We start from the raw sequence: 19,711 nt of genomic DNA, 5'->3' as shown, positions 1-19,711 counted from the left end.
CGCCCCGCCCGGCGGCGCAGCCCCGCCATGACCCCACCCGCCCCGGCCCTCGGCCCGATCCCGGCACGCCCGCTCACAGCGCCACCGTCGGATCGAACGCAATCCGCACCGCACCGAGCCGACCCGCGCACAACGCGTGCTCCAACGCCTCCCGCCAGCGGGTCAGCGGATACGTCGCCGCGACCRCCCCGTCCAACGGGGCGCCGGCGGCCAACGCGAACGCCCGGGCCAGCACCGAAGGCGCCGCGCCGCGCCGCGCCGCGCCCACCAACTCCAACCCCCGCGCCCACAGCGGCGTCAGATCCACCCGGCCCGTGGGCACACCCGAAAGCACCACCCGCCCCCCCGCCCGGGTCGTGCGCAGCGCCGTGGACAACGACGACGCCCGCCCCGCCGCGTCGAACGCGACATCCACCCCGCCGAGCAGGAACGCCCCACCCGCCCGCGGCGACACCCGCATCGCATGCGTGGCCCGACGCACCCCGGCGACCGCCCCGTCCGGGTCGAACACCACGTCCGCCCCGAACCGGCGCGCCAGCTCCGCCTGGCGGGGATACTTCGCCACCACCGCCACCTGCCCCGCCTCGGTATGGGCCCGCAACGCAAGCACCGTGCACAACCCGGCCGCCCCCGCCCCGACGACGAGGACCCGCTGCCCGGCGCCGACCCGCGCCCGGTCCACGGCATGCACCGCGGCGGCCAGCGGGTCGACGAGCACCGCCCGGGCATCCGGCAACGTCGCGGGCACCGGGCACAGCTGCCCACGGTGGGCGAGCATCACCCGGCTCCACCCACCGCCGCCCACCCCCCGCGCCCACCCGCCGTCACCGGCTCTGCCGTCACCGACTCTGCCGTCACCGGTCCCGGGACCGCTGCCCGGCGCCGGATCGACAACGACCCGGTCCCCGGCCGCCAGCACCCGCCCGTCGTCCAACGTCACCGACTCCTRCACCTCGGCGACGACCTCCTGACCCGGCACGAACGGCAGACCCACCATCGCCGTCAGATAGGCCGACACCCGACCCGTCACCAACGCCAGATCCGACCCGCTGATCCCCGCCAGCCGCGGCCGCACCGTCACCCACCCCGGACCCGGCACCACCGGATCACCATGCTCGACATAGCGCAGCGGCGCCGCCACCCCGGCCAGCCCCGACCACCCCGACGGCCCCGCCCCGACCAGCCGCGACGCCGCCTGCCGCGACACCGACGCATACAGCTCCAACCCGCGGGTCACCGCCCACCCCCCGACACCACGACCCCCGCCGGCCCCGTGCCCGGGCCTGGCCTTGAGCTCAAGGCCGCCGCCCCCGCCCGCGCCGCCGCGGCCCGCAGGCCACGCTCCCGACGGTCCCCGACGACCAGACGCGGCTCCCCGGCCGCCGACGCCCACTCCTCGATCGGCCACCCCGCCCCCCGCGCCACCTGATGCAACGCGAGATCCGGGTTCACCGCCACCGGGTTACCGACCGCCCGCAGCAACGGCAGATCCGACTGGCTGTCCGCATACGCCCACGACACCCCCAGATCCGCCCCCAACACCCGCGCATGATGATCAATGAACGCCGCCCGCGCATCCCCGACCAGCGGCGAGGACTCCAACCGGCCGGTCAGCAGACCATCCGCACCCACCTCCAGCCGCGCGGCGACCACATCGTCGAACAACGGCGCGAACGGCCGCGTCAACACCTCCACCGCCCCGGTCAGCAGCACCGTGCGATGCCCCGCCGCCCGATGCTCACGCACCCGACGGATCCCCGCCGGTTTCACCCGCCGCAGCAGAATGTCCCCGGCGACCTCCACCACCAGCCGTTCCAACTCCGCCGGATCCACCCCCGCGTAGCGCGCGTACACCGACCGCATCAGATGCCCCCGGTCACGACGCTCCGCACGCACATACCGCGGCAACGCCACCGCCAGCGACGCAAGCTCCCGCACCCGCCGCGGCGCCGAGGCGTCCGCCAACCGCATCCACAGATACGACTCGATCACCGTCGCCGACGCCACCGCCCCATCCAGGTCGAACACCGCCAGCACCCCGTCACCGGCGGCCAGATGCCCCGACAGCCGCCGCGGCGGCGCGGGATCACGCGGCCGGCGCAGCACCGCCGTCACCGCCGGGCAGTGCACGTCCTGCAGATAGTGCCGCCAGTCGAAACACGCCGGATCAAACCCGAACTCCGCCTGATCGGCCGGATCCATCGCCGCGTGCAACGCACCCGTGGCGTCGTCGACATAGACCAGCTCCGCCTTCGTGTACGCCCGGTASACATCCGAGTAGCGGCGCAGAAACCCCACCCGGCTCTCCGCCCGCTCCAGCTCCCCGGCAAACCGGCGCACCCGATCCGAGGGCGGGGCATGCTCCAACRCCCGGCCCGCCAACCCCACCAGCCGCTCCGAGCGACGCAGCTTCGCCTCCACCGCCGCCGCCCCCGCGAACGGCCACTCCGGCACCGCGAACGTCCCCCGACCGCGCCGCGGCAACGGATCGGCCTGGAAATAGTCCCGCACATAGGCGTACAGATCCCGAAACAGCAACGGATTACGAAAACCCGAACACACCGTGTAATAGGCCGGGGTGTCCGCCGGCGGCACCACCGCCGCCGCCGCCAGGATCGCGTTGACAACCAGATCCACCGGGATGATGTCCACCACCGCGTCCGGGGAGGCGGGGAAGTCCGGCAGCTCACCGCGGCCATAGGCCAGGATCAGCGGCTCGGCCATCTTGAACCCCTCGATCCACCCCGGGAACGGCCGGCGCAGCGCACTCTCGATGATCGAGGGACGGACGACCGTCAACGGCAGATCCCCGTGATGATCCTCCAGATACCGCTCACCCAACGCCTTGGTGAACGTGTACGCATCCGTCCACCCCAGCACCTGCGCCCGCTCACCCCCGGCCGTCACCATCCGCCGCGCCACCCACGCCCGGCGCAGCCGCTCCGCCTCCGCCGACACCGTCTGCGCCCCGGCGGCGGCGAACCGCCGCGACGCCTGCGCCCGAAACCGCGCCGAACACTCCGGCGCCCGCGAGGCGTCCTCGGTCTGCTGGCGCACCCGCGACGCCGCATCCCACTCGACCCGCCAGTCCACGTCATGGGCCAGCGGCCCCTCGGCGATGTGCCCCGAACGCAACCCCGCCACATACGCCGTCGACACATGCACCAGATGAGGCCTGGCCCCCCCGGCCGCAAGCGCCCGCAGCAGCTCCGCCACCCCACCGACGTTCGTGGTGAACGCCTCGTCGACCGGCGGGTCGAACGACACCTCCCCGGCACAGTGGATGACCACGTCGAGGTCGGCGGGCAGATCCGGCATCGACGCCAGATCCCCCTCGATCACCTCCACCCGCTCGGCGAGCAGCGCCGCCACCCCCGCCGCACCCAACCCCTCCCGCAACCCGCGAAACGCCGGCTTCCGCATCATCCGCGCCAGCCGCGCCGCCCCGCTGTGACTGCCCCGCGGCCGCACCAGCGCCACCACCGCCGTGTCGGGGAAGTCCGACAGCAACCGTTCCAGCAGCGCCTCCCCGACGAACCCGGTCACCCCGGTCACCAGGACCCGCCTGCCCGCGAGCCGCTCACGCAGCCCCACCCTGACCTCCGCTGCCGTCACCTGCACCGCCACCTGCTCGTCCGGTGAGCATCCGCTGCACCGCTGCGCCGCCTGGGCCCTGCTCGTCCGGGTGGGCACCCGCCCACCCGAAGCTCACCCGGAGGGCAACAGTAGGCGACGATCCGCCCCCGCGACGTCAACCGGCGCACCGCCTGCGTGTGCCCACGCCGAGGTACGCAGGGAAACCTACCGTCACCAGGGCAGCGCCATGACGGGCAGCCCCACCACCCACCCGCCGAGATGACCCTGCGCGTCACTGCGACAGCCGGACGAACACGCCCRCTCAATCGGCAACCGGACGAACACGCCGGCTGAGGCCGTCCACGGCCTCAGCCACCCGCGGCCTCGGCCAGCGCCCGCACCAGCCGCGTGCACGAACCGGTCAGCCCCCACCGTTCGGCGAGCGCCCCCACCGCCGCCGGATCGACCGGCGCCGCCGGCAGCAGATCAGCGAAGGCACCCACCGGCACGTCCCGCACCACCGCCACCACCCCCACCGCGGCACGCACATAGTCCCGGGCGCCCCGCAACCGACGCCGCGCCCCGGCCGGCAGACCCGCGCCGCCGTCGGCGTCAACCGCGGCGAGCACCGCCGCGAGCGACCCGAACCGGGTCAGCAGCGCCGCGGCGGTCTTCGCCCCGATCCCCGCCACCCCCGGCAACCCGTCACTGGGATCACCGCGCAGCACCGCGAAATCGGCATAGGCCCGCCCCGGAACGCCGTAGCGTGCCGTCACCGCCGCCTCGTCCACCACCGCGAACTTCTCCACCGCGTACCGCACCCGCACCCCGGCCGCGTCGTCGACGAGCTGGAACAGGTCCCGGTCACCGGTCAGAATGTCCACCYCCCCCCGGTGACGGGTCGCCAGCGTCGCGATCACGTCGTCAGCCTCGAACCCGGCGGCCTCCGCCCGGGCGATCCCGAACGCGTCGAGGACCTCGTCGATGATCGGGAGCTGGGCGAGCAGGTCGCCGTCCACCCGCTCGACCTGCCCGCCCCCGCCGGCCTCGCCGGCCCCGACGTCGGCGACCCGGTGCGCCTTGTAGGACGCCAGCAGCGCCACCCGGAACGCCGGCCGCCAGTCGGCGTCGAAACACGCCACGACCCGCTTCGGGCGCACCTCGCCGATCTGCCGGGCCAGCACGTCGAGCAGTCCCCGCACCGCGTTCACCGGCGTGCCGTCGGGAGCCCGCACCGAACGCGGCACCCCGAAAAACGACCGGAAGTACAGCGACGGGGTGTCGACAAGCATCAGCCGACCGTCCGCCCCCGCCCGCTCACCCACAAACACCGTCCCACCCTCCCCGCACACAGCCGGTACCCATCCCAGCGGCTATCCCCACGGGACCAGACCACGGACCAGAAACATCCACATCATCCCCCGTCCTCCTGCATACGCTCCGAACGTGCTGGAAGATCTCGACCGTCAAATCGTGCAGATGCTGTGCCGAGATGGGCGTATGAGCTTCACCGACCTCGGCCGAGCCACCGGCCTGTCGGTCTCCGCCGTCCATCAGCGCGTCCGACGCCTGGAACAGCGTGGAGTGATCACCTCCTACACGGCGCTCGTCGACCCCGCCCAGGTCGGCCTGCCCCTGACCGCCTTCATCTCGATCACACCGATCGACCCGAGCMAACCCGACGACGCCGCCGACCGGCTCGCCCACATCGTCGAGATCGAGGCCTGCCACAGCGTCGCCGGCGACGAGAGCTACCTGCTCAAGGTGCGAGTCGCCACCCCCGGCGACCTCGAGACGCTGCTGCAGCAGATCCGCGCCGCCGCGAACGTCTCCACCCGCACCATGGTCGTGCTCTCCACCCCCTACGAAGGACGCCCCCCCGCCCTGTGAACACCCGCCGGACCAACCCCCGCCCCGGACCGCCCCCGGACCGGAGCGCCGCTCACCGCACCAGGGCACGGCCACCGCCCGGATCGAACAGATGGATCCGCGTCACGTCCAGGGCGGCAGACTCACCACCGTGACCGACGACGCCCCCCGACCCGCCCGCACCATCCTGTACCGGGGCGGGCGCATCCACACCCCGGCCGACCCGTTCGCCACCGCGATGCTCACCGACGGCGACACCATCGCCTGGGTCGGCTGCGACGCCGTCGCCACCCATCTCGACGCCGACACCGTCATCGACCTCGACGACGCCCTGATCACCCCCGCCTTCGTCGACGCCCACGTCCACACCACCGCCACCGGCCTGGCCCTGTCCGGCCTCGACCTCACCGGCACCCCCACCCGCGCCGCCGCCCTGTGCGCCCTCACCGCACACGCCCACCGCCACCCCACCACCACCCTGTTCGCCACCGGCTGGGACGAGACCACCTGGACCGACGACCCACGCCCACCCACCGCCACCGACCTCGACCGCGCCGCTGGCGGCGCGGTCGTCTACCTCGCCCGCGTCGACGGCCACAGCGCGGTGATCTCCTCCGCGCTCGCCGCCGCATCCGGCGCCCCCCACCACCCCGGCTGGCACCCCGACGGCACCGTCACCGGCCACGCCCACCACCTCGCCCGCCGGACCGCCGACGCCACCCTGACCCCCACCGGGCGCCGCGACGCCTGGAACACCACCCGCACCCGCGCCGCCGCCCTCGGCATCGTCGCCCTGCACGAGATGGCCGGACCCGACATCTCCTCCGCCGACGACCTCGCCGGCCTGCTCGCCCACGCCCGCGCCGTCCCCGGACCCGACATCGTCGGCTACTGGGCCGGGGACATCGCCACCGCCGTCGAACTCGGCACCGCCTGGGGCGGCGACGCCTTCGTCGACGGCTCCCTCGGCTCCCACACCGCCGCCCTGCACACCCCCTACGCCGACATCCCCCACATCCGCGCCACCACCCACCTCGACGCCGACACCATCCGCGACGCCGTCCTCGACTGCGCCGACGCCGGCCTACAGGCCGGCTTCCACGCCATCGGCGACGCCGCCATCACCACCGTGCTGGACGGCCTCGAAGCCGCCGCCACCACCCTCGGCCACAACCAGATCACCGCCGCCCGCCACCGCCTCGAACACGCCGAAATGACCACCCCCGACCACCTGCCCCGCATCGCCGCCCTCGGCCTCGTCGCCAGCGTCCAACCCGCCTTCGACGCCCGCTGGGGCGGCGAGAACGGCATGTACGCCACCCGCCTGGGCCCCACCCGTGCCGCCGCCATGAACCCCTTCGCCGCCATGAACCGCGCCGGCATCCCCCTGGCGTTCTCCTCCGACGCCCCCGTCACCCCCCTGGACCCCTGGGGCGCCATACGCGCCGCCGTCACCCACCACACCCCCACCGCCCGCCTCTCCGCCCGCGCCGCGTTCACCGCCGCGACCCGAGGCGGCTGGCGCGCCGCCCGCGCCGACACCGACGGCCACGGCACCCTCGCCCCCGGCGCCCCCGCCACCTACGCCGTCTGGGCCGTGCCCGGCGAACTCGTCGCCCAGGTCCCCGACGACCGCATCGCCGCCTGGTCCACCGACCCCCGCGGCGCCGTCGCCGCCCTGCCCGACCTGTCCGCGCCCGCCCCGACCTGCCTACGCACCGTCCTGCGCGGCCGCATCCTGCACGACACCCTCACCTGAACACCGGCCCCGCCCGACCTGCCCACRCACCGTCCTGCGCGGCCGCGTCCCCCTCGGCTTCGAGTCAGCTTCGAGCGTCAGGGCCGCCACACGCCCGCCGACCAGGACCGGCGTGCTCAGCACGACCCGTGTGACCGAAACTGGTCCAGTGACCCCACCGCCCGCCCGCCCGCCCCACCAAGCGGCCGGTGACACGGCCCCCATCCCACCAGCCGTCCCCGAACCGCGCGTGAACGGCGAACCACCCGTGAACGGCGAACCAGGCATGGGCCCGCGGCCAGACCCGGCGGACCCGCAACCCACCCTGAGATCCACCTTGAGATCCACCCTGATCCGCCACACCCGACGCCCACTCGCCGCGCTCCTCGGCGGCGCCCTGCTCTACCTCGCCACCCCACCGGTCGGCTGCTGGCCCCTGGCCCCCGTCGCGGTCACCCTGCTCACCCTCGCCGTCCGCAACCGGCGTCTGCGCGCCTCCTACGGCCTGGGACTGCTGTTCTCCCTCGCCTTCTGCATCCCCCTCCTGCGCTTCGTCTCCTTCGTCGGCGCAGACGGATGGCTCGTGCTCTCCCTCGCCGAAGCCGCCATCCTCGCCCTCGTCGCCCCCGCCACCACCCTCGTCTGGCGGCTACCCGGCGCCTGGCTGTGGACCGCCGCCGTCTGGGTCGCCCAGGAAGCGCTGCGCAGCCGAGCGCCCTTCGGCGGCTTCCCCTGGGGACGACTCGCCTTCACCCAGCCCGACAGCCCCTTCACCGCCCTGGCCGCCCTCGGCGGCGCCCCCGCCGTCACCGCCGCCGTCGCCGCCACCGGCGCCCTGACCGCCCTCACCATCGTCAGGATCACCACCCCCGCCCGCGGCACACCCACCCCCCGCACCCTCCCAACAGCCGCCACGGCCCGCCGCCTCGCCGCCCCCATCCTCGGCACTGCCGCCCTCACCCTCACCGGCCTGCTCGTACCCCTGCCCACCGCCCCCGAGCACGGCACCCTCACCGTCGCCGCCATCCAGGGAAACGTCCCCGCCGACGGCGGCTACCGCGCCCTCGGCCGCGCCTTCCAGGTCACCGCCAACCACGTCACCGTCACCAGGCACCTCGCCACCGACGTCACCACCGGAACACACCCACAACCCGACCTCGTCCTGTGGCCGGAGAACTCCTCCGACCTCGACCCCCTCACCAACCCCGCCGTCGCCACCGCCCTGCGCGCCGCCGCCCGCACCGCCGGCGCCCCCCTCCTCGTCGGCGCCGTCCTGGGCGGCCCCGGACCAGGCCACCTCCGCAACGCCGGCATGATCTGGACCGCTGACGGCTTCACCGGCCAGATGTACGTCAAACGCCACCCCGTCCCCTTCGCCGAATACCTCCCCGGCCGCGCCCTACTCGAAAAACTCATCCACCGCTTCGCCGACGAGATGCCCAGCGACTTCCTCGCCGGCACCACCCCCGGCGCGCTCCACGCCGCCGGCACCACCATCGGAGACATCATCTGCTTCGAAGTCGCCTACGACGGCCTCGTCCGCGACACCGTCAACCACGGCGCCGATATCCTCGTCATCCAGACAAACAACGCATCCTTCGGTCGCAAAGGTGAAAGCCAACAGCAACTCGCCATGTCACGTCTGCGCGCAGTCGAACACGGCCGGGCCACCGTCCAGGTCTCCACCAGCGGTGAAAGCGCCCTCATCACTCCCGACGGCACCCTGCTCGCCAAAACCGGCCTCTACGAAGCAGGCATCCTCACCGCCGCGCTACCCCGACGCACCACCCGCACCCTCGCCGACCAGGCCGGGATCCTCCCGGAGGCGGTTCTCATCGCCCTCGGCCTGACCRCCATGATGGCAGGGGTGATCCACGCCCGGCGAACCCGTCCCACGGCCCGGACCGTGACACCGCCAACACCGACATGACCGCCACCCCGTAGCCGGCACACCACCAAACCCCATGACCCCGCGAAACGACACCGACAGCGCCACCCACCGTGACGCCACCCGGGCAGACACCACCGCGGACATGGTCCCTGACCAGGAGAGGAAGCGCGTGGATCCCAACCGCGTTGTCGTCTGCGTCCCGACCTACAACGAACGGGACAACCTACCGGACACCGCCCGCCGCCTGCGGACGGCCAACCCGACGGTCGACCTGCTCGTCATCGACGACGCCAGCCCCGACGGCACCGGGAAGATCGCCGACGAACTCGCCGCCTCCGACGACCACATCCACGTCCTGCACCGCGAAGGCAAATCCGGCCTCGGCACCRCCTACGTCGCCGGGTTCTCCTGGGCACTACACCACGGCTACACCGTCATCGTCGAAATGGACGCCGACGGCTCCCACCAACCCGAGCAGCTACCCCGCCTGCTCGCCGCCCTCGACCACGCCGACCTCGTCATCGGATCCCGCTGGATACCCGGGGGAGAGGTCCGCAACTGGCCGCGGCGCCGCTTCCTGCTCTCCCGCGGCGCCAACCTCTACGTCCGCGCCGCCCTCGGCATACCCCTACGCGACGCCACCGCCGGCTTCCGCGCCTACCGCGCCGACGTCCTCCGCGACCGCGACCTGCACCGCGTCACCTCCCAGGGCTACTGCTTCCAGGTCGACCTCGCCTGGCAGGCCTGGCGCCGCGGCTTCCGCGTCCGCGAAGTCCCCATCACCTTCGTCGAACGCGAACGCGGCACCTCCAAGATGAGCAACGCCGTCGTCGCCGAAGCCCTCTGGCGCGTCGCCTGGTGGGCCGCCACCACCCGACGCCACCGCCCCACCCCGAAGACAACCACCGACACCACACCCCACGAGCCCCTCCACACCCCCCAGGACCGCAACGTCACCCAGGACCGCAACGTCACCTCCGGCCACGCCTGAATCCGACGCCCACCGGCCGAACCGGCCCCCCACCACCGCCCAACACCCGACCGCCCAACACCCGACCGCCCAACACCCGACCCGAGGCCGCACGCAACCAGTCGGCACAACACGATGCGACACCCGGCCGGACCCGACGCGGCCACCACGGCCGCCCGGGCACGKCTCAACCCGCCCCGTGYCCGGCAGCCCACCCCACGAACACGACACAACGAACCGACCGCGGACACGGCGAAAGGTCGGACACGGCAACCACCCCGCGCCCGACCCCTACCGCACAACCACCCAAACGATCAGGCCGATCAGGCTGAACGCCTGTCCGTACCGGCACCCCRCAGAACGGCCAACCGCTCCGCCAGGACCTCTTCAAGGTCATCCGTCGTCCGACGCTCCATCAGCATGTCCCAGTGCGTACGCGGCGGCTTCGCCTTCTTCGGCTCAGGCCGCTCACCATCGACGATGACCGACGCCCCACCACAAACCCTGCACTCCCACACCGACGGCACCTCGGCCTCAGCCGCGAAGGGCATGGTGAACTGGTGGCCGTTCGGACAGTCGTAGGACGCGGACTGCCGTGGGGCAAGCTCGGTGCTGCGGTCAGTCTCGTAGGACACAGCACCGAGACGGCTTCCCCGCAGGATGCGCTCGCCCATATAACTCCTCCGAGCGTCGAGACGTGTGCAACTACCCCTCGATAACGTTCCAGCCAGCCCAGGCGTTCCCACCGACGAAGGACCACCAACACAACCATGAACACCCAACGCTCCCACTCCACCACAAAATACCGCACCGCCCACTCCCGAACCCTGCACACCACCACCCTCGGCATCACCCGCGCCACCATCGGCATCCTCGCCCTCAGCCGCCCCGTCGACATCATCCGCCTCACCGGCGTCGACCGCGTCACAGCCGGCAGACTCGCCTGGCTCGCCCGACTCGCCGGCATCCGCGACCTCGCCCTCGGCACCGGCCTCCTCCACGCCCTGATCACCCGCCGCGACACCACCACCTGGCTGTGGACCGGAATGATCGCCGACGCCGCGGACGTTGCCGTCCTTGCAACCGCCACCACCCGCGGCGAACTCCCACCCATGATCGGCACCGCCATGACCACCGCCGCCCTCGGCGGCGTCACCGCCGCCGTCCCCCTCGCCCTGCCCCGACACCACCCGAACACCGACCCACCACCGACCATCGACACCGGGGGAGAGCACCACCACCCCGCCCCACCCACTCCCACCCGCAGAAAGGCAGCCACGACACCATGACCGACCCCCACGACACCACCGGACCCGACAAAATCGTCAAGACCGACGAGCAGTGGCGCGCCGAACTCGACCCCGAGCGCTACGCCATCCTCCGCCGCGCCGCCACCGAACCCCCCTTCACCGGCGCCTACACCTACAGCAAAGAAAACGGCACCTACCGCTGCGGCGGCTGCGGCGCCGCCCTGTTCACCTCCGACACCAAATACGACTCCGGCTCCGGCTGGCCCAGCTTCACCCAACCTGCCGTCGCCGACGCCCTCGAACTCGTCGAAGACCACTCCCACGGCATGATCCGCACCGAAGTCCGCTGCGCCCGCTGCGGCGGACACCTCGGCCATGTCTTCGACGACGGACCCGGCCCCACCGGCCAGCGCTACTGCATGAACAGCCTCGCCCTCGACCTCGACCCCCACTGAAGCCGCCTCCAGGTAAACCGTTTCCCCCGCAGCCCGGGCTGCCAGGCACAGGGAAGCAGGGCCCACACCTCGGCGGGTTCACGCCGGGCCCTCCCCCACCCACCAAAAACGCCGATAATGAGCATTATGTCAAGTAGAGCTGGTCGCAGGGCCTCCCCTCCTCGGCCCCGGGCCGCTCAGCCGCAGTTGATTCACCGGCCCGGCTGAACGTGACACACCTCGACCGGTGGCGTCCCCGGCCAGCGATGTCMCCCATCCGGATGCCRCCGGTCAAACCCGGCCGTCACCGGCCATACGAGGCTTCCATGCCTACCAATGATCAACTTGGCTTGATCTGCCTTTACTCCCCCGGTGCTGGTTGGTGTTTTTGTTTTTGATCATGGCATGTGAGATGTCGTCAACACTGTTGATTATCTTGAAGTGAATGTGGGGGACCTGGGCACGGTCCGCGGTCCCCCAGCGGACCGTCACCGCCCATGCCTTGAACAGCTCGGCAGCCGCGCCCTGGATGACGGCGTTACGGGCGAACCTGCCCCGGGCCGCCTCCGGGACGGCGACGTTCGCCGCCGCGTCGGGATCGTCGGGCGGGTCGGCAGCGGATGCTGCGGCGACCTGGCGCTCCGAGCTACGAGCTGCTGATCGACGAGGCCGCGGTCCGGCGACCGTCCGCGCCGCCGCCGGTGATGCGCGAGCAGCTCGCGCATCTGGCGGCTCGGGCCGACGAGGAGAACGTCACGGTGCGGGTGCTGCCGATCGAGGCGGTGGTCCGCGACTACCAGACGTTGCCGGGAGCGCTGTCGCTCTACACCTATCCCGATCCGGGCGACCCGGTGGTGGCGGCGATCGAGTCCATCACCACCGACGTCATCGTGACGGATTCCGCGCAGGTCGCACGGTACGCCGAGCGGTACGACCTGCTGGCCGAGGTGGCGCTGTCCCCCGGCGACAGCGTCGAGTTCATCAGCCAGGCCGCGACGAAGCTGCCTGACCGTTAGGAAGCGACCACCATGAACAGTGYCGTGAGCACCCCCGCCTTCGCCTCCCTCGTCACCGCCTGGCGCAAGTCCAGCCGCAGCGAGCCGACCGCCAACTGTGTTCAGGTGGCCGCGGCCGGGGCTGGCGCGGCCCGCCGGATAGGCGTCYGCGACTCCAAATTCCCGTCAGGCCCTGATTTGTGGTTCACCCCGGCCGTCTGGGCGGCCTTCGTCGACCAGACCAGGCGGCAGCCCGGCGCGCAGATCCGGGACGGCGGCGTCATCACCGGGCACATTCCGGCCGAGCAGGTCCCAGCGGACTTCCACAGGGACGACAAGGTCTTCGAGCCGGGACGGCCGGCGATCACGATGCGCGGTACCGCCGGTTTGGATGGCCCGGTCCTCTACTTCACCGAGGTCGAGTGGGAGGCCTTCGTCGCCGGCGTGACGGCCGGCGAGTTCGACGACCTGCCCGGCGGCCTGGCGGAGGAGCCAGGGCGCCCCAGCCGGTAGCGTCACCGACGTCCCAGCCGTCAGGGGCCGCAGCCATTCAGAGGGCTGCGGCCCCTGACGCGTTCTCGCGTCCTTTCGCCCCGCCGCGCGGCGCCGAAACCCGTTGGGGCTTGTCACATTCGGTCCGAACTCGGATACTGCCCTCACGATGTGCGTTGCTGCACTGTGCAGAGCTGTGCGCAGTGATACGCACTGGCAGTCCGGGGAGGCCTGGCGTAAGCGGGCGTCACCGTCGTGGCAGAGGCCGCGTTCCAGGACCGGCTCTGGACCCCCATCTGGAACCGCTCACCGCCCACGCCGACGTGCGAATCATCCGCTGCACCGTCGACGCCGCCGTCGCCCACCAGCGGATCACCACCCGCGCCGGGCTCGATCCCCACCGCACTGCCCACGGCGACCGCGACCTCCTCGACGACATCGCCGCCGGCCGCCACTCTCTGGATGGCTTCGTCGACATCAGCCTGGACCTCCCGCGGCTCCCCGTCGACACCAGCGACGGCTACCGCCCCGGTCTCGACACCATCGCGGCGTTCCTCACCGAGTCCGTCCCGTGAGCRCTGAGCCGTCGGACGGGTCTGGCAGGCCGTGTCGACTCAGCCCGCGGCAGCTGCCGTCTCGGTGGCGCGCAGGTAGCTGTACACCGTCTCGCGGCTGACGCCGAACTCGCGGGCCAGATCGGACTTCTGCTCGCCGGCGGCGGCGCGCGCGACCAGATCCCGGGCCTGGCCCGGGGTCAGGGCGGGCTTGCGGCCGGTGTAGGCGCCGCGCTGCTTCGCGGCGGCGATGCCCTCGCGCCGGCGTTCGAGGATCAGTGCGCGCTCGAACTCGGCGAACGCGCCCATGACGGACAGCAGCAGGGTCGCCATCGGCGAGTCCTCGCCGATGAAGGTCAGGCCCTCCTTGACGAACTCGACCCGCACGCCCTTGGCCGTGAGGGTCCGCACGATGCGGCGCAGATCGTCAAGGTTGCGGGCGAGGCGGTCCATCGAGTGCACGAGCACGGTGTCGCCCTCGCGGACAAACGCGAGCATCTCGTCGAGCTTCGGCCGATCGGCATCCTTCCCGGACGCCTTGTCCGTGAACAGCGGACAAACGCGAGCATCTCGTCGAGCTTCGGCCGATCGGCATCCTTCCCGGACGCCTTGTCCGTGAACAGCCGCTCGGCCTCGACCCCGTCTAGGCGAGCGGCACGCGCGTCGCGGACCGCGCCGACCACCAGACCCAGCAGGGTGCCAGCAACGCCTCGATCCCGGCGAGCACCCGCGCGGCCTGGCCGGCCCCGGCCAGGGGAACCGCGAGCCGCACCACGCCCGGCGCCACCGCACCGCCCGCCCCACGCGGGCCGTCCCTACCCTTCAGACCCTCCGGGCTGTCCGCACCCTCCCGACCGTCCGTGTCCTCCCGACCGGTGCCACCGCTCACCGTGGGCGCGGACGCGGCCCGGGGCCGGTAGGCCACCCCGAGGCCGGCTCCGCCCAGCGGGACCAGGGCGAGCAGATCCCGGCGGACGAACCCGTCGGCCCGCAGCCGGGCGAGCAGGCCCGACTCCGGGTAGGACGGGGATGCCGACGTCACTGGTCGATTCTCACCGGCGGGTCCGACAGTTCGCGCCCCTCCGGGACGGTGCTCACGGCTGTCGGGCCAGTAMTCACGGTCGCGGTGCCAGGGTCCACGGCACCCCCGGCGGCCAGTGGCAGCCCGGTGACGCGACGCGCCCGAAGAGCTAGAAAGCCGAAATGCCCACGTTGGAAACGTTGAGCGGCAAGAATCCGACGACGGGAGATCGGAACCTTCGCGGGAAGAGGCGGTTTCATGGCAGGACGGGACAGCGAGTACGAACGCCCCATCCTGCTCAGCTGCGGCGGCTGCGACGTGCGCTGGACGGCGCTGACCGCGGCGCACTGCCCGTCCTGCCACGAGACCTTCGCCGGCACCACCACCGGCTTCGACGCGCATCGGGTGAAGGGGGCCTGTCTTTCCCCGGAACGGGCCGGGTTACGCCGCGACCGCGGATACTGGCTCAGCGGAGACGAACAGCCGCCCGGCCGCATCCTGCGGGTCTCCGACCGGCAAGGCGGTTCGGCCGGCCCCGCGGGCGCCCGCGGTGGCGCCGGAGGCGGGGCCCGAGGTGGCGCCGGCACGGTACGGATGGCCGRCTGACCGAGCCCTCCCCCTTGTGTTCCCCGGCTGCGGTCCCGCAGCACCCGGACGCCGTCGCAGACCGCTCTCCCCCGTCCAGGGACGCTTCCGTTGGGGTAAAGGGGCCCGGCAGTGAAGATTCGACCGAGATGGCACGCTTAAAGCCCATGCCGGTTTTTTCCGGCCAAGCTATGACGTTCGACGTCGTTTCTCAACGCCCCGCGCCGGCGTCCACTCGGCGGGCGGYGATCCGTTTGGCGGTGGGCCACCGCACGTCGTGCGCCCAGCCGAGCTTCTCGAACAGGCGGATGAGTGCGGCGCTGGGATCGATCTGGCCGGGCAGGACGCCGTGGCGGGCGCTGGTGGGGTCGGCGTGGTGCAGGTTGTGCCACGACTCCCCCAGCGAGGGTATGGCCAGCCACCACACGTTGCTGGAGCGGTCCCGGGCCGCGAACGGTCGGGTGCCGATCGTGTGGCAGATCGAGTTGATGGAGAAGGTGACGTGGTGCAGCAGCGCGATACGGACCAGCGCTCCCCAGAACAACGCGGTCGCGGCCCCGGCCCAGGACATGCTCCACAGGCCGCCGACCAGCGGCGGCAGCAGCACCGAGGCGGCGACGAGCCAGGGGAAGCGGGCCGAGATCGCCGCGATGTCCCGATCGGCGAGCAGATCCGGGCAGAACGTCTCCGGCGCGGTCCGTTCCGGGTGGAAAAGCCATCCGACATGGGCGTGCAGGAACCCTTTCGCCAGGCCCCTGCCATGATGACCGAAACGCCACGGTGAATGCGGATCAGCTGCCTGGTCGGAGTATTTGTGATGCCGCCGGTGGGCCGCGACCCAGTCGGTCACCCCCATTTCGATGGCGAGGCTCCCGGCGACGGCGAGGATTATCCGCAGCGGCCGACCGGTCCGGAAGGAACCATGCGTGAACAGCCGGTGGTAGCCCACGGTGACACCGAATCCGGTGATCAGGTACATGACGGCACCGATGACCAGGTCGTGCCAGCCCAGCCCCCACCCCCAGGCCAGCGGGACCGCGGCGAGCAGGGCAAGCAGGGGCACGACGATGAAGAACGCGAGCAGAACCTGCTCGCCGAGGGTCTTCGACTGGTCCGCCACGTCGGGACGGGTCGACCGCCTCGGCCCGGTGGCCCTGGCCGGGAGCGGCGGCCCCGACGGCAGGGTCGGGTCGGGGCGGGACCGGCCCGGCGGACACCCGTCGTAGTCACCGGGCCGGGATGCTGCGACGCGCGCCGCGGCAGAACCGAGGGTGCCCGATCCGAGGGTGCCCGATCCGAGGGTGGTCGTGGGGATGGATTTGGCCGTACCGGACGTGGTAGCCGTACCGGACGTGGTGACGGTAGATTTTATGATAACGGAATCGGTGCTGCCGGATACAGCGGCAGAGGCGGCGATGGCCGACTGCAGTTCGGATTCACGGGACACGTGTTTCCCTCCGTGTCTGGGGGATTGTCAGTGCTACCTGTGGTCGGTTTTCCGGATCGGGGCGTTGGTGCTACCCGCCAGAACCGGGTTGGGTGTACCCCCGCATCGAGGCGCGGAAAGCGGACTTCACGAACACCGTCCGTCCCGGGTAGCAGAGCGTCACGGGCCGCCCACCCGAGAGCCGTGGGCGGCGTTCGTCAGGCACGATCGAACGACCATGACACTCACCGACCACCTTCCCCCGACTTCCGRCACCGGCCATGACGGCGAACGGGCCGCCCACCCGAAGGACCCCCACCCGAAGGACCCCGACTCGAAGAACCCGGACCTGACCGGCCCCGACGACGGGCCCGGCGGCGGGCCCGATCCCGACGCACTCTATGACGCGTTCACCAGGTGGGTCGCAGAGCAGGGGCTGGAGCTGTACCCGGCGCAGTCCGAGGCGCTGATCGAGATCGTCTCGGGGTCGAACGTGATCCTGGCGACGCCGACCGGGTCGGGCAAGAGCCTGGTCGCGGCGGGGGCGCACTTCGCGGCGCTGGCGGCGCGGCGGCGTACCTTCTACACCGCGCCGATCAAGGCGCTGGTGTCGGAGAAGTTCTTCGCGTTGTGCGCGATGTTCGGCGCGGCGCAGGTCGGGATGATGACCGGGGACGCCAGCGTGAACGACACGGCGCCGATCATCTGCTGCACGGCGGAGGTACTGGCGAACATCGCGCTGCGCGACGGGGTCGCCGCCGACGTCGGTCAGGTCGTCATGGACGAGTTCCACTACTACGCCGACCCCGACCGCGGCTGGGCCTGGCAGGTGCCGCTGCTGGAACTGCCGCACACCCAGTTCATCCTGATGTCGGCGACGCTCGGTGACGTGTCGCTGTTCGAGGCGGACCTGACGCGGCGCACCGGGCGCGAGACCACGGTGGTGCGCTCCGCGCAGCGTCCGGTGCCGCTGTTCTACCGGTTCGTCACCACGCCGATGCACGAGACGATCGGTGAGCTGCTGGAGACCCACCAGGCTCCCGTCTACGTCGTGCACTTCACCCAGGCGCAGGCGTTGGAACGGGCGCAGGCGCTGATGAGCGTGAACGTGTCGACCCGGGCGGAGAAGGACGCGATCGCGAGGACGATCGGGAACTTCCGGTTCACCGCCGGGTTCGGCAAGGTGCTGTCCCGGCTGGTCCGCCACGGCATCGGGGTGYATCACGCCGGAATGCTGCCGAAGTACCGCCGGCTGGTGGAGCAGCTCGCCCAGGCGGGGCTACTGAAAGTCATCTGCGGCACGGACACCCTGGGGGTGGGGATCAATGTGCCGATCCGCACGGTGGTGTTCACCTCCCTGTCGAAGTACGACGGGAGCAGGGTGCGGCTGCTGTCGGCACGGGAGTTCCATCAGATCGCCGGGCGGGCCGGGCGGGCCGGCTACGACCCGGTCGGCAACGTCGTCGTGCAGGCCCCCGAGCATGTGATCGAAAACGAACGCGCGTTGGCGAAGGCCGGGGACGATCCGAAGAAGCGGCGCAAGGTGGTCCGCAAGAAGCCCCCCGAGGGCAGCGTCGGGTACGGCCTGGCGACGTTCGAACGGCTCATCGCGGCCRAACCCGAGCCGTTGACCTCCCAGTTCACCGTGAACCACGCGATGCTGCTCAACGTGATCAACCGGCCGGGGGACGCGTTCGCGTCGATGCGCCACCTGCTCACCGACAACCATTCGGATCGCGCCACTCAGCGCCGGCTGATCCACCGGGCGATCGCGATCTACCGGGCGCTGCTGGCGGCCGGGGTGGTGGAGCGCCTCGACACCCCCGACGAGCTTGGCCGCGGCGTGCGGGTGACGGTGGACCTGCAGCTCGACTTCGCGCTCAATCAGCCGCTGTCCCCGTTCGCGCTGGCCGCGCTGGAGCTGCTCGACCCGGCCTCCCCCTCCTATGCGCTGGATGTGCTTTCGGTGCTGGAGGCGACCCTGGACAATCCCCGGCAGGTGCTGCACGCCCAGCTGTCGAAGGCGAAGGGGGAGGCGGTCGCGGCGATGAAGGCCGAGGGCGTCGACTACGACCGGCGGATGGAGCTGCTGGAGGAGGTCAGCTATCCCCAGCCGCTGGCGGAGCTGCTGGGCGCGGCGTTCGGCCTGTACCGGCGGGGGCATCCCTGGGTCGACGACTACGAGCTGGCGCCGAAGTCGGTGGCGCGGGAGCTCTACGAGCGGGCGATGACGTTCGCCGAGTACGTGGCGTTCTACGGGCTGGCCCGCTCCGAGGGGCTGCTGCTGCGCTACCTGGCCGACGCCTACAAGGCGCTGCGCCAGACGGTGCCCGAGGACGCCCGCACCGAGGAGGTCGTCGACCTGACCGAGTGGCTGGGGGAACTGGTCCGCCAGACCGACTCCAGCCTCCTCGACGAGTGGGAGCGGCTGAGCAACCCGGCCGGGGACGGCGCGGGCGCCACGGCGGGCACCACGGCGAGCGGTGGTGGCGTCGACGAGCGGCCACCGGCGGTCACGGGCAACATCCGGGCATTTCGGGTGTTGGTGCGCAACGCGCTGTTCCGCCGGGTCGAGCTTGCCGCGCTGCGCCGCTACGACACGCTCGGCGAGCTCGACGGCGGGTATGACGGCGGGTTCGACGCCGACGGGTGGCGGGCGGCGTTGGAGCCGTACTTCGCCGAGCATGGCGAGATCGGCACCGGTCCGGACGCGCGGGGGCCGGGTCTGCTCATCCTCGACGAGAAGCCGGGGACGCCGGGGACGTGGACGGCGCGACAGATCTTCGACGACCCGGCCGGGGACCATGACTGGGGCTTCAGCGCGGAGATCGACCTGACCGCCTCGGACGAGGCGGGGGTCGCGGTGGTCCGGGTCACCGCCGTCGACCGATTCTGACGCCCGTAAAGGAA

Annotated in this window: 17 protein-coding genes and 1 pseudogene; 11 read left to right on the top strand and 7 right to left on the bottom strand. The window is 72.0% G+C overall.

The window, feature by feature from the left end; translation table 11 throughout:
* Positions 1-73: 73 nt before the first annotated feature.
* The 3 genes from Manayef4_RS11165 to Manayef4_RS11155 all read right to left on the bottom strand — a co-directional run bounded on the left by Manayef4_RS11165 (position 74) and on the right by Manayef4_RS11155 (position 4,868).
* Complete coding sequence (locus Manayef4_RS11165; protein ID WP_070131555.1) at positions 74-1,237, bottom strand: zinc-binding dehydrogenase; 1,164 nt, start codon at positions 1,235-1,237, stop codon at positions 74-76.
* Positions 1,234-3,594, bottom strand: coding sequence for an HAD-IB family phosphatase (locus tag Manayef4_RS11160; protein ID WP_070131556.1), 2,361 nt, complete (start codon positions 3,592-3,594; stop codon positions 1,234-1,236). Before Manayef4_RS11160 ends, Manayef4_RS11165 begins: the two co-directional genes overlap by 4 nt.
* Before the next feature lie 350 nt (positions 3,595-3,944).
* The gene (locus Manayef4_RS11155) at positions 3,945-4,868 is read right to left on the bottom strand and encodes a 5'-3' exonuclease (protein WP_175443366.1); all 924 of its coding nucleotides are present in this window, start codon (positions 4,866-4,868) and stop codon (positions 3,945-3,947) included.
* Positions 4,869-5,025: 157 nt separating this feature from the next.
* Here Manayef4_RS11155 and Manayef4_RS11150 point away from each other — a divergent pair, with 157 nt between their 5' ends.
* The 4 genes from Manayef4_RS11150 to Manayef4_RS11135 all read left to right on the top strand — a co-directional run bounded on the left by Manayef4_RS11150 (position 5,026) and on the right by Manayef4_RS11135 (position 10,065).
* On the top strand, positions 5,026-5,466 hold the full coding sequence (locus tag Manayef4_RS11150; protein ID WP_217494108.1) for an Lrp/AsnC family transcriptional regulator: 441 nt from the start codon (positions 5,026-5,028) through the stop codon (positions 5,464-5,466).
* A 91-nt stretch (positions 5,467-5,557) separates the two neighbouring features.
* A complete protein-coding gene (locus Manayef4_RS11145; RefSeq protein WP_011436687.1) occupies positions 5,558-7,204 on the top strand; it encodes an amidohydrolase family protein in 1,647 nt (548 codons plus the stop codon).
* A 316-nt stretch (positions 7,205-7,520) separates the two neighbouring features.
* Entirely contained in the window at positions 7,521-9,113 is a 1,593-nt protein-coding gene (lnt, locus tag Manayef4_RS11140; RefSeq protein ID WP_254665586.1) for an apolipoprotein N-acyltransferase, read from the top strand.
* 130 nt (positions 9,114-9,243) lie between these two features.
* A complete protein-coding gene (locus Manayef4_RS11135) occupies positions 9,244-10,065 on the top strand; it encodes a polyprenol monophosphomannose synthase (protein ID WP_254665585.1) in 822 nt (273 codons plus the stop codon).
* A 302-nt stretch (positions 10,066-10,367) separates the two neighbouring features.
* Here the strand turns inward: Manayef4_RS11135 and Manayef4_RS11130 are convergent, their stop codons facing one another.
* Positions 10,368-10,718, bottom strand: coding sequence for an RNA polymerase-binding protein RbpA (locus Manayef4_RS11130; protein WP_070131527.1), 351 nt, complete (start codon positions 10,716-10,718; stop codon positions 10,368-10,370).
* A gap of 96 nt (positions 10,719-10,814) precedes the next feature.
* Between Manayef4_RS11130 and Manayef4_RS11125 the strand changes: the two genes are divergently transcribed.
* From Manayef4_RS11125 to Manayef4_RS11105, 5 genes are all read left to right on the top strand, one after another.
* Positions 10,815-11,333: a hypothetical protein gene (locus Manayef4_RS11125; protein ID WP_011436683.1), complete on the top strand. Its 519-nt coding sequence runs from the start codon at positions 10,815-10,817 to the stop codon at positions 11,331-11,333.
* Complete coding sequence (gene msrB / locus Manayef4_RS11120) at positions 11,330-11,749, top strand: peptide-methionine (R)-S-oxide reductase MsrB (protein ID WP_011436682.1); 420 nt, start codon at positions 11,330-11,332, stop codon at positions 11,747-11,749. The genes Manayef4_RS11125 and msrB overlap by 4 nt, the downstream gene beginning before the upstream one ends.
* 599 nt (positions 11,750-12,348) lie before the next feature.
* Entirely contained in the window at positions 12,349-12,744 is a 396-nt protein-coding gene (locus Manayef4_RS11115) for a DUF5753 domain-containing protein (protein ID WP_011436681.1), read from the top strand.
* Between the two features lie 12 nt (positions 12,745-12,756).
* Entirely contained in the window at positions 12,757-13,236 is a 480-nt protein-coding gene (locus Manayef4_RS26645) for a DUF397 domain-containing protein (RefSeq protein ID WP_083282400.1), read from the top strand.
* Between the two features lie 302 nt (positions 13,237-13,538).
* Complete coding sequence (locus Manayef4_RS11105) at positions 13,539-13,790, top strand: hypothetical protein (RefSeq protein ID WP_023841324.1); 252 nt, start codon at positions 13,539-13,541, stop codon at positions 13,788-13,790.
* Positions 13,791-13,829: 39 nt separating this feature from the next.
* On the opposite strand, the pseudogene Manayef4_RS11100 reads toward Manayef4_RS11105, so the two are convergent.
* Positions 13,830-14,321, bottom strand: a pseudogene (locus Manayef4_RS11100) (recombinase family protein); the annotation flags it as partial.
* Positions 14,322-14,412: 91 nt separating this feature from the next.
* Positions 14,413-14,811 carry a hypothetical protein gene (locus Manayef4_RS11095; protein WP_070131526.1) on the bottom strand — a complete coding sequence of 133 codons (399 nt, stop codon included), beginning with the start codon at positions 14,809-14,811 and terminating at the stop codon, positions 14,413-14,415.
* A gap of 237 nt (positions 14,812-15,048) precedes the next feature.
* Here Manayef4_RS11095 and Manayef4_RS11090 point away from each other — a divergent pair, with 237 nt between their 5' ends.
* Positions 15,049-15,396 (top strand): hypothetical protein, encoded by a 348-nt coding sequence (locus Manayef4_RS11090; RefSeq protein ID WP_070131525.1) that lies wholly within the window; start codon positions 15,049-15,051, stop codon positions 15,394-15,396.
* A 190-nt stretch (positions 15,397-15,586) separates the two neighbouring features.
* Here the strand turns inward: Manayef4_RS11090 and Manayef4_RS11085 are convergent, their stop codons facing one another.
* Positions 15,587-16,495: an acyl-CoA desaturase gene (locus Manayef4_RS11085; RefSeq protein ID WP_139140065.1), complete on the bottom strand. Its 909-nt coding sequence runs from the start codon at positions 16,493-16,495 to the stop codon at positions 15,587-15,589.
* Positions 16,496-17,039: 544 nt separating this feature from the next.
* On the opposite strand from Manayef4_RS11085, the gene Manayef4_RS11080 reads away from it, so the two are divergent.
* Positions 17,040-19,697, top strand: a complete 2,658-nt coding sequence (locus tag Manayef4_RS11080; RefSeq protein WP_083282399.1) for a DEAD/DEAH box helicase — start codon at positions 17,040-17,042, stop codon at positions 19,695-19,697.
* The last annotated feature ends 14 nt before the right edge of the window (positions 19,698-19,711 follow it).

Origin of the sequence: Frankia sp. CgMI4 (genome assembly GCF_001756285.1) — a bacterium.
Taxonomy (GTDB): domain Bacteria; phylum Actinomycetota; class Actinomycetes; order Frankiales; family Frankiaceae; genus Frankia; species Frankia casuarinae.
Note: the sequence above shows the minus strand (reverse complement) of the source record. Positions and strands in the feature narration are given on the sequence as shown.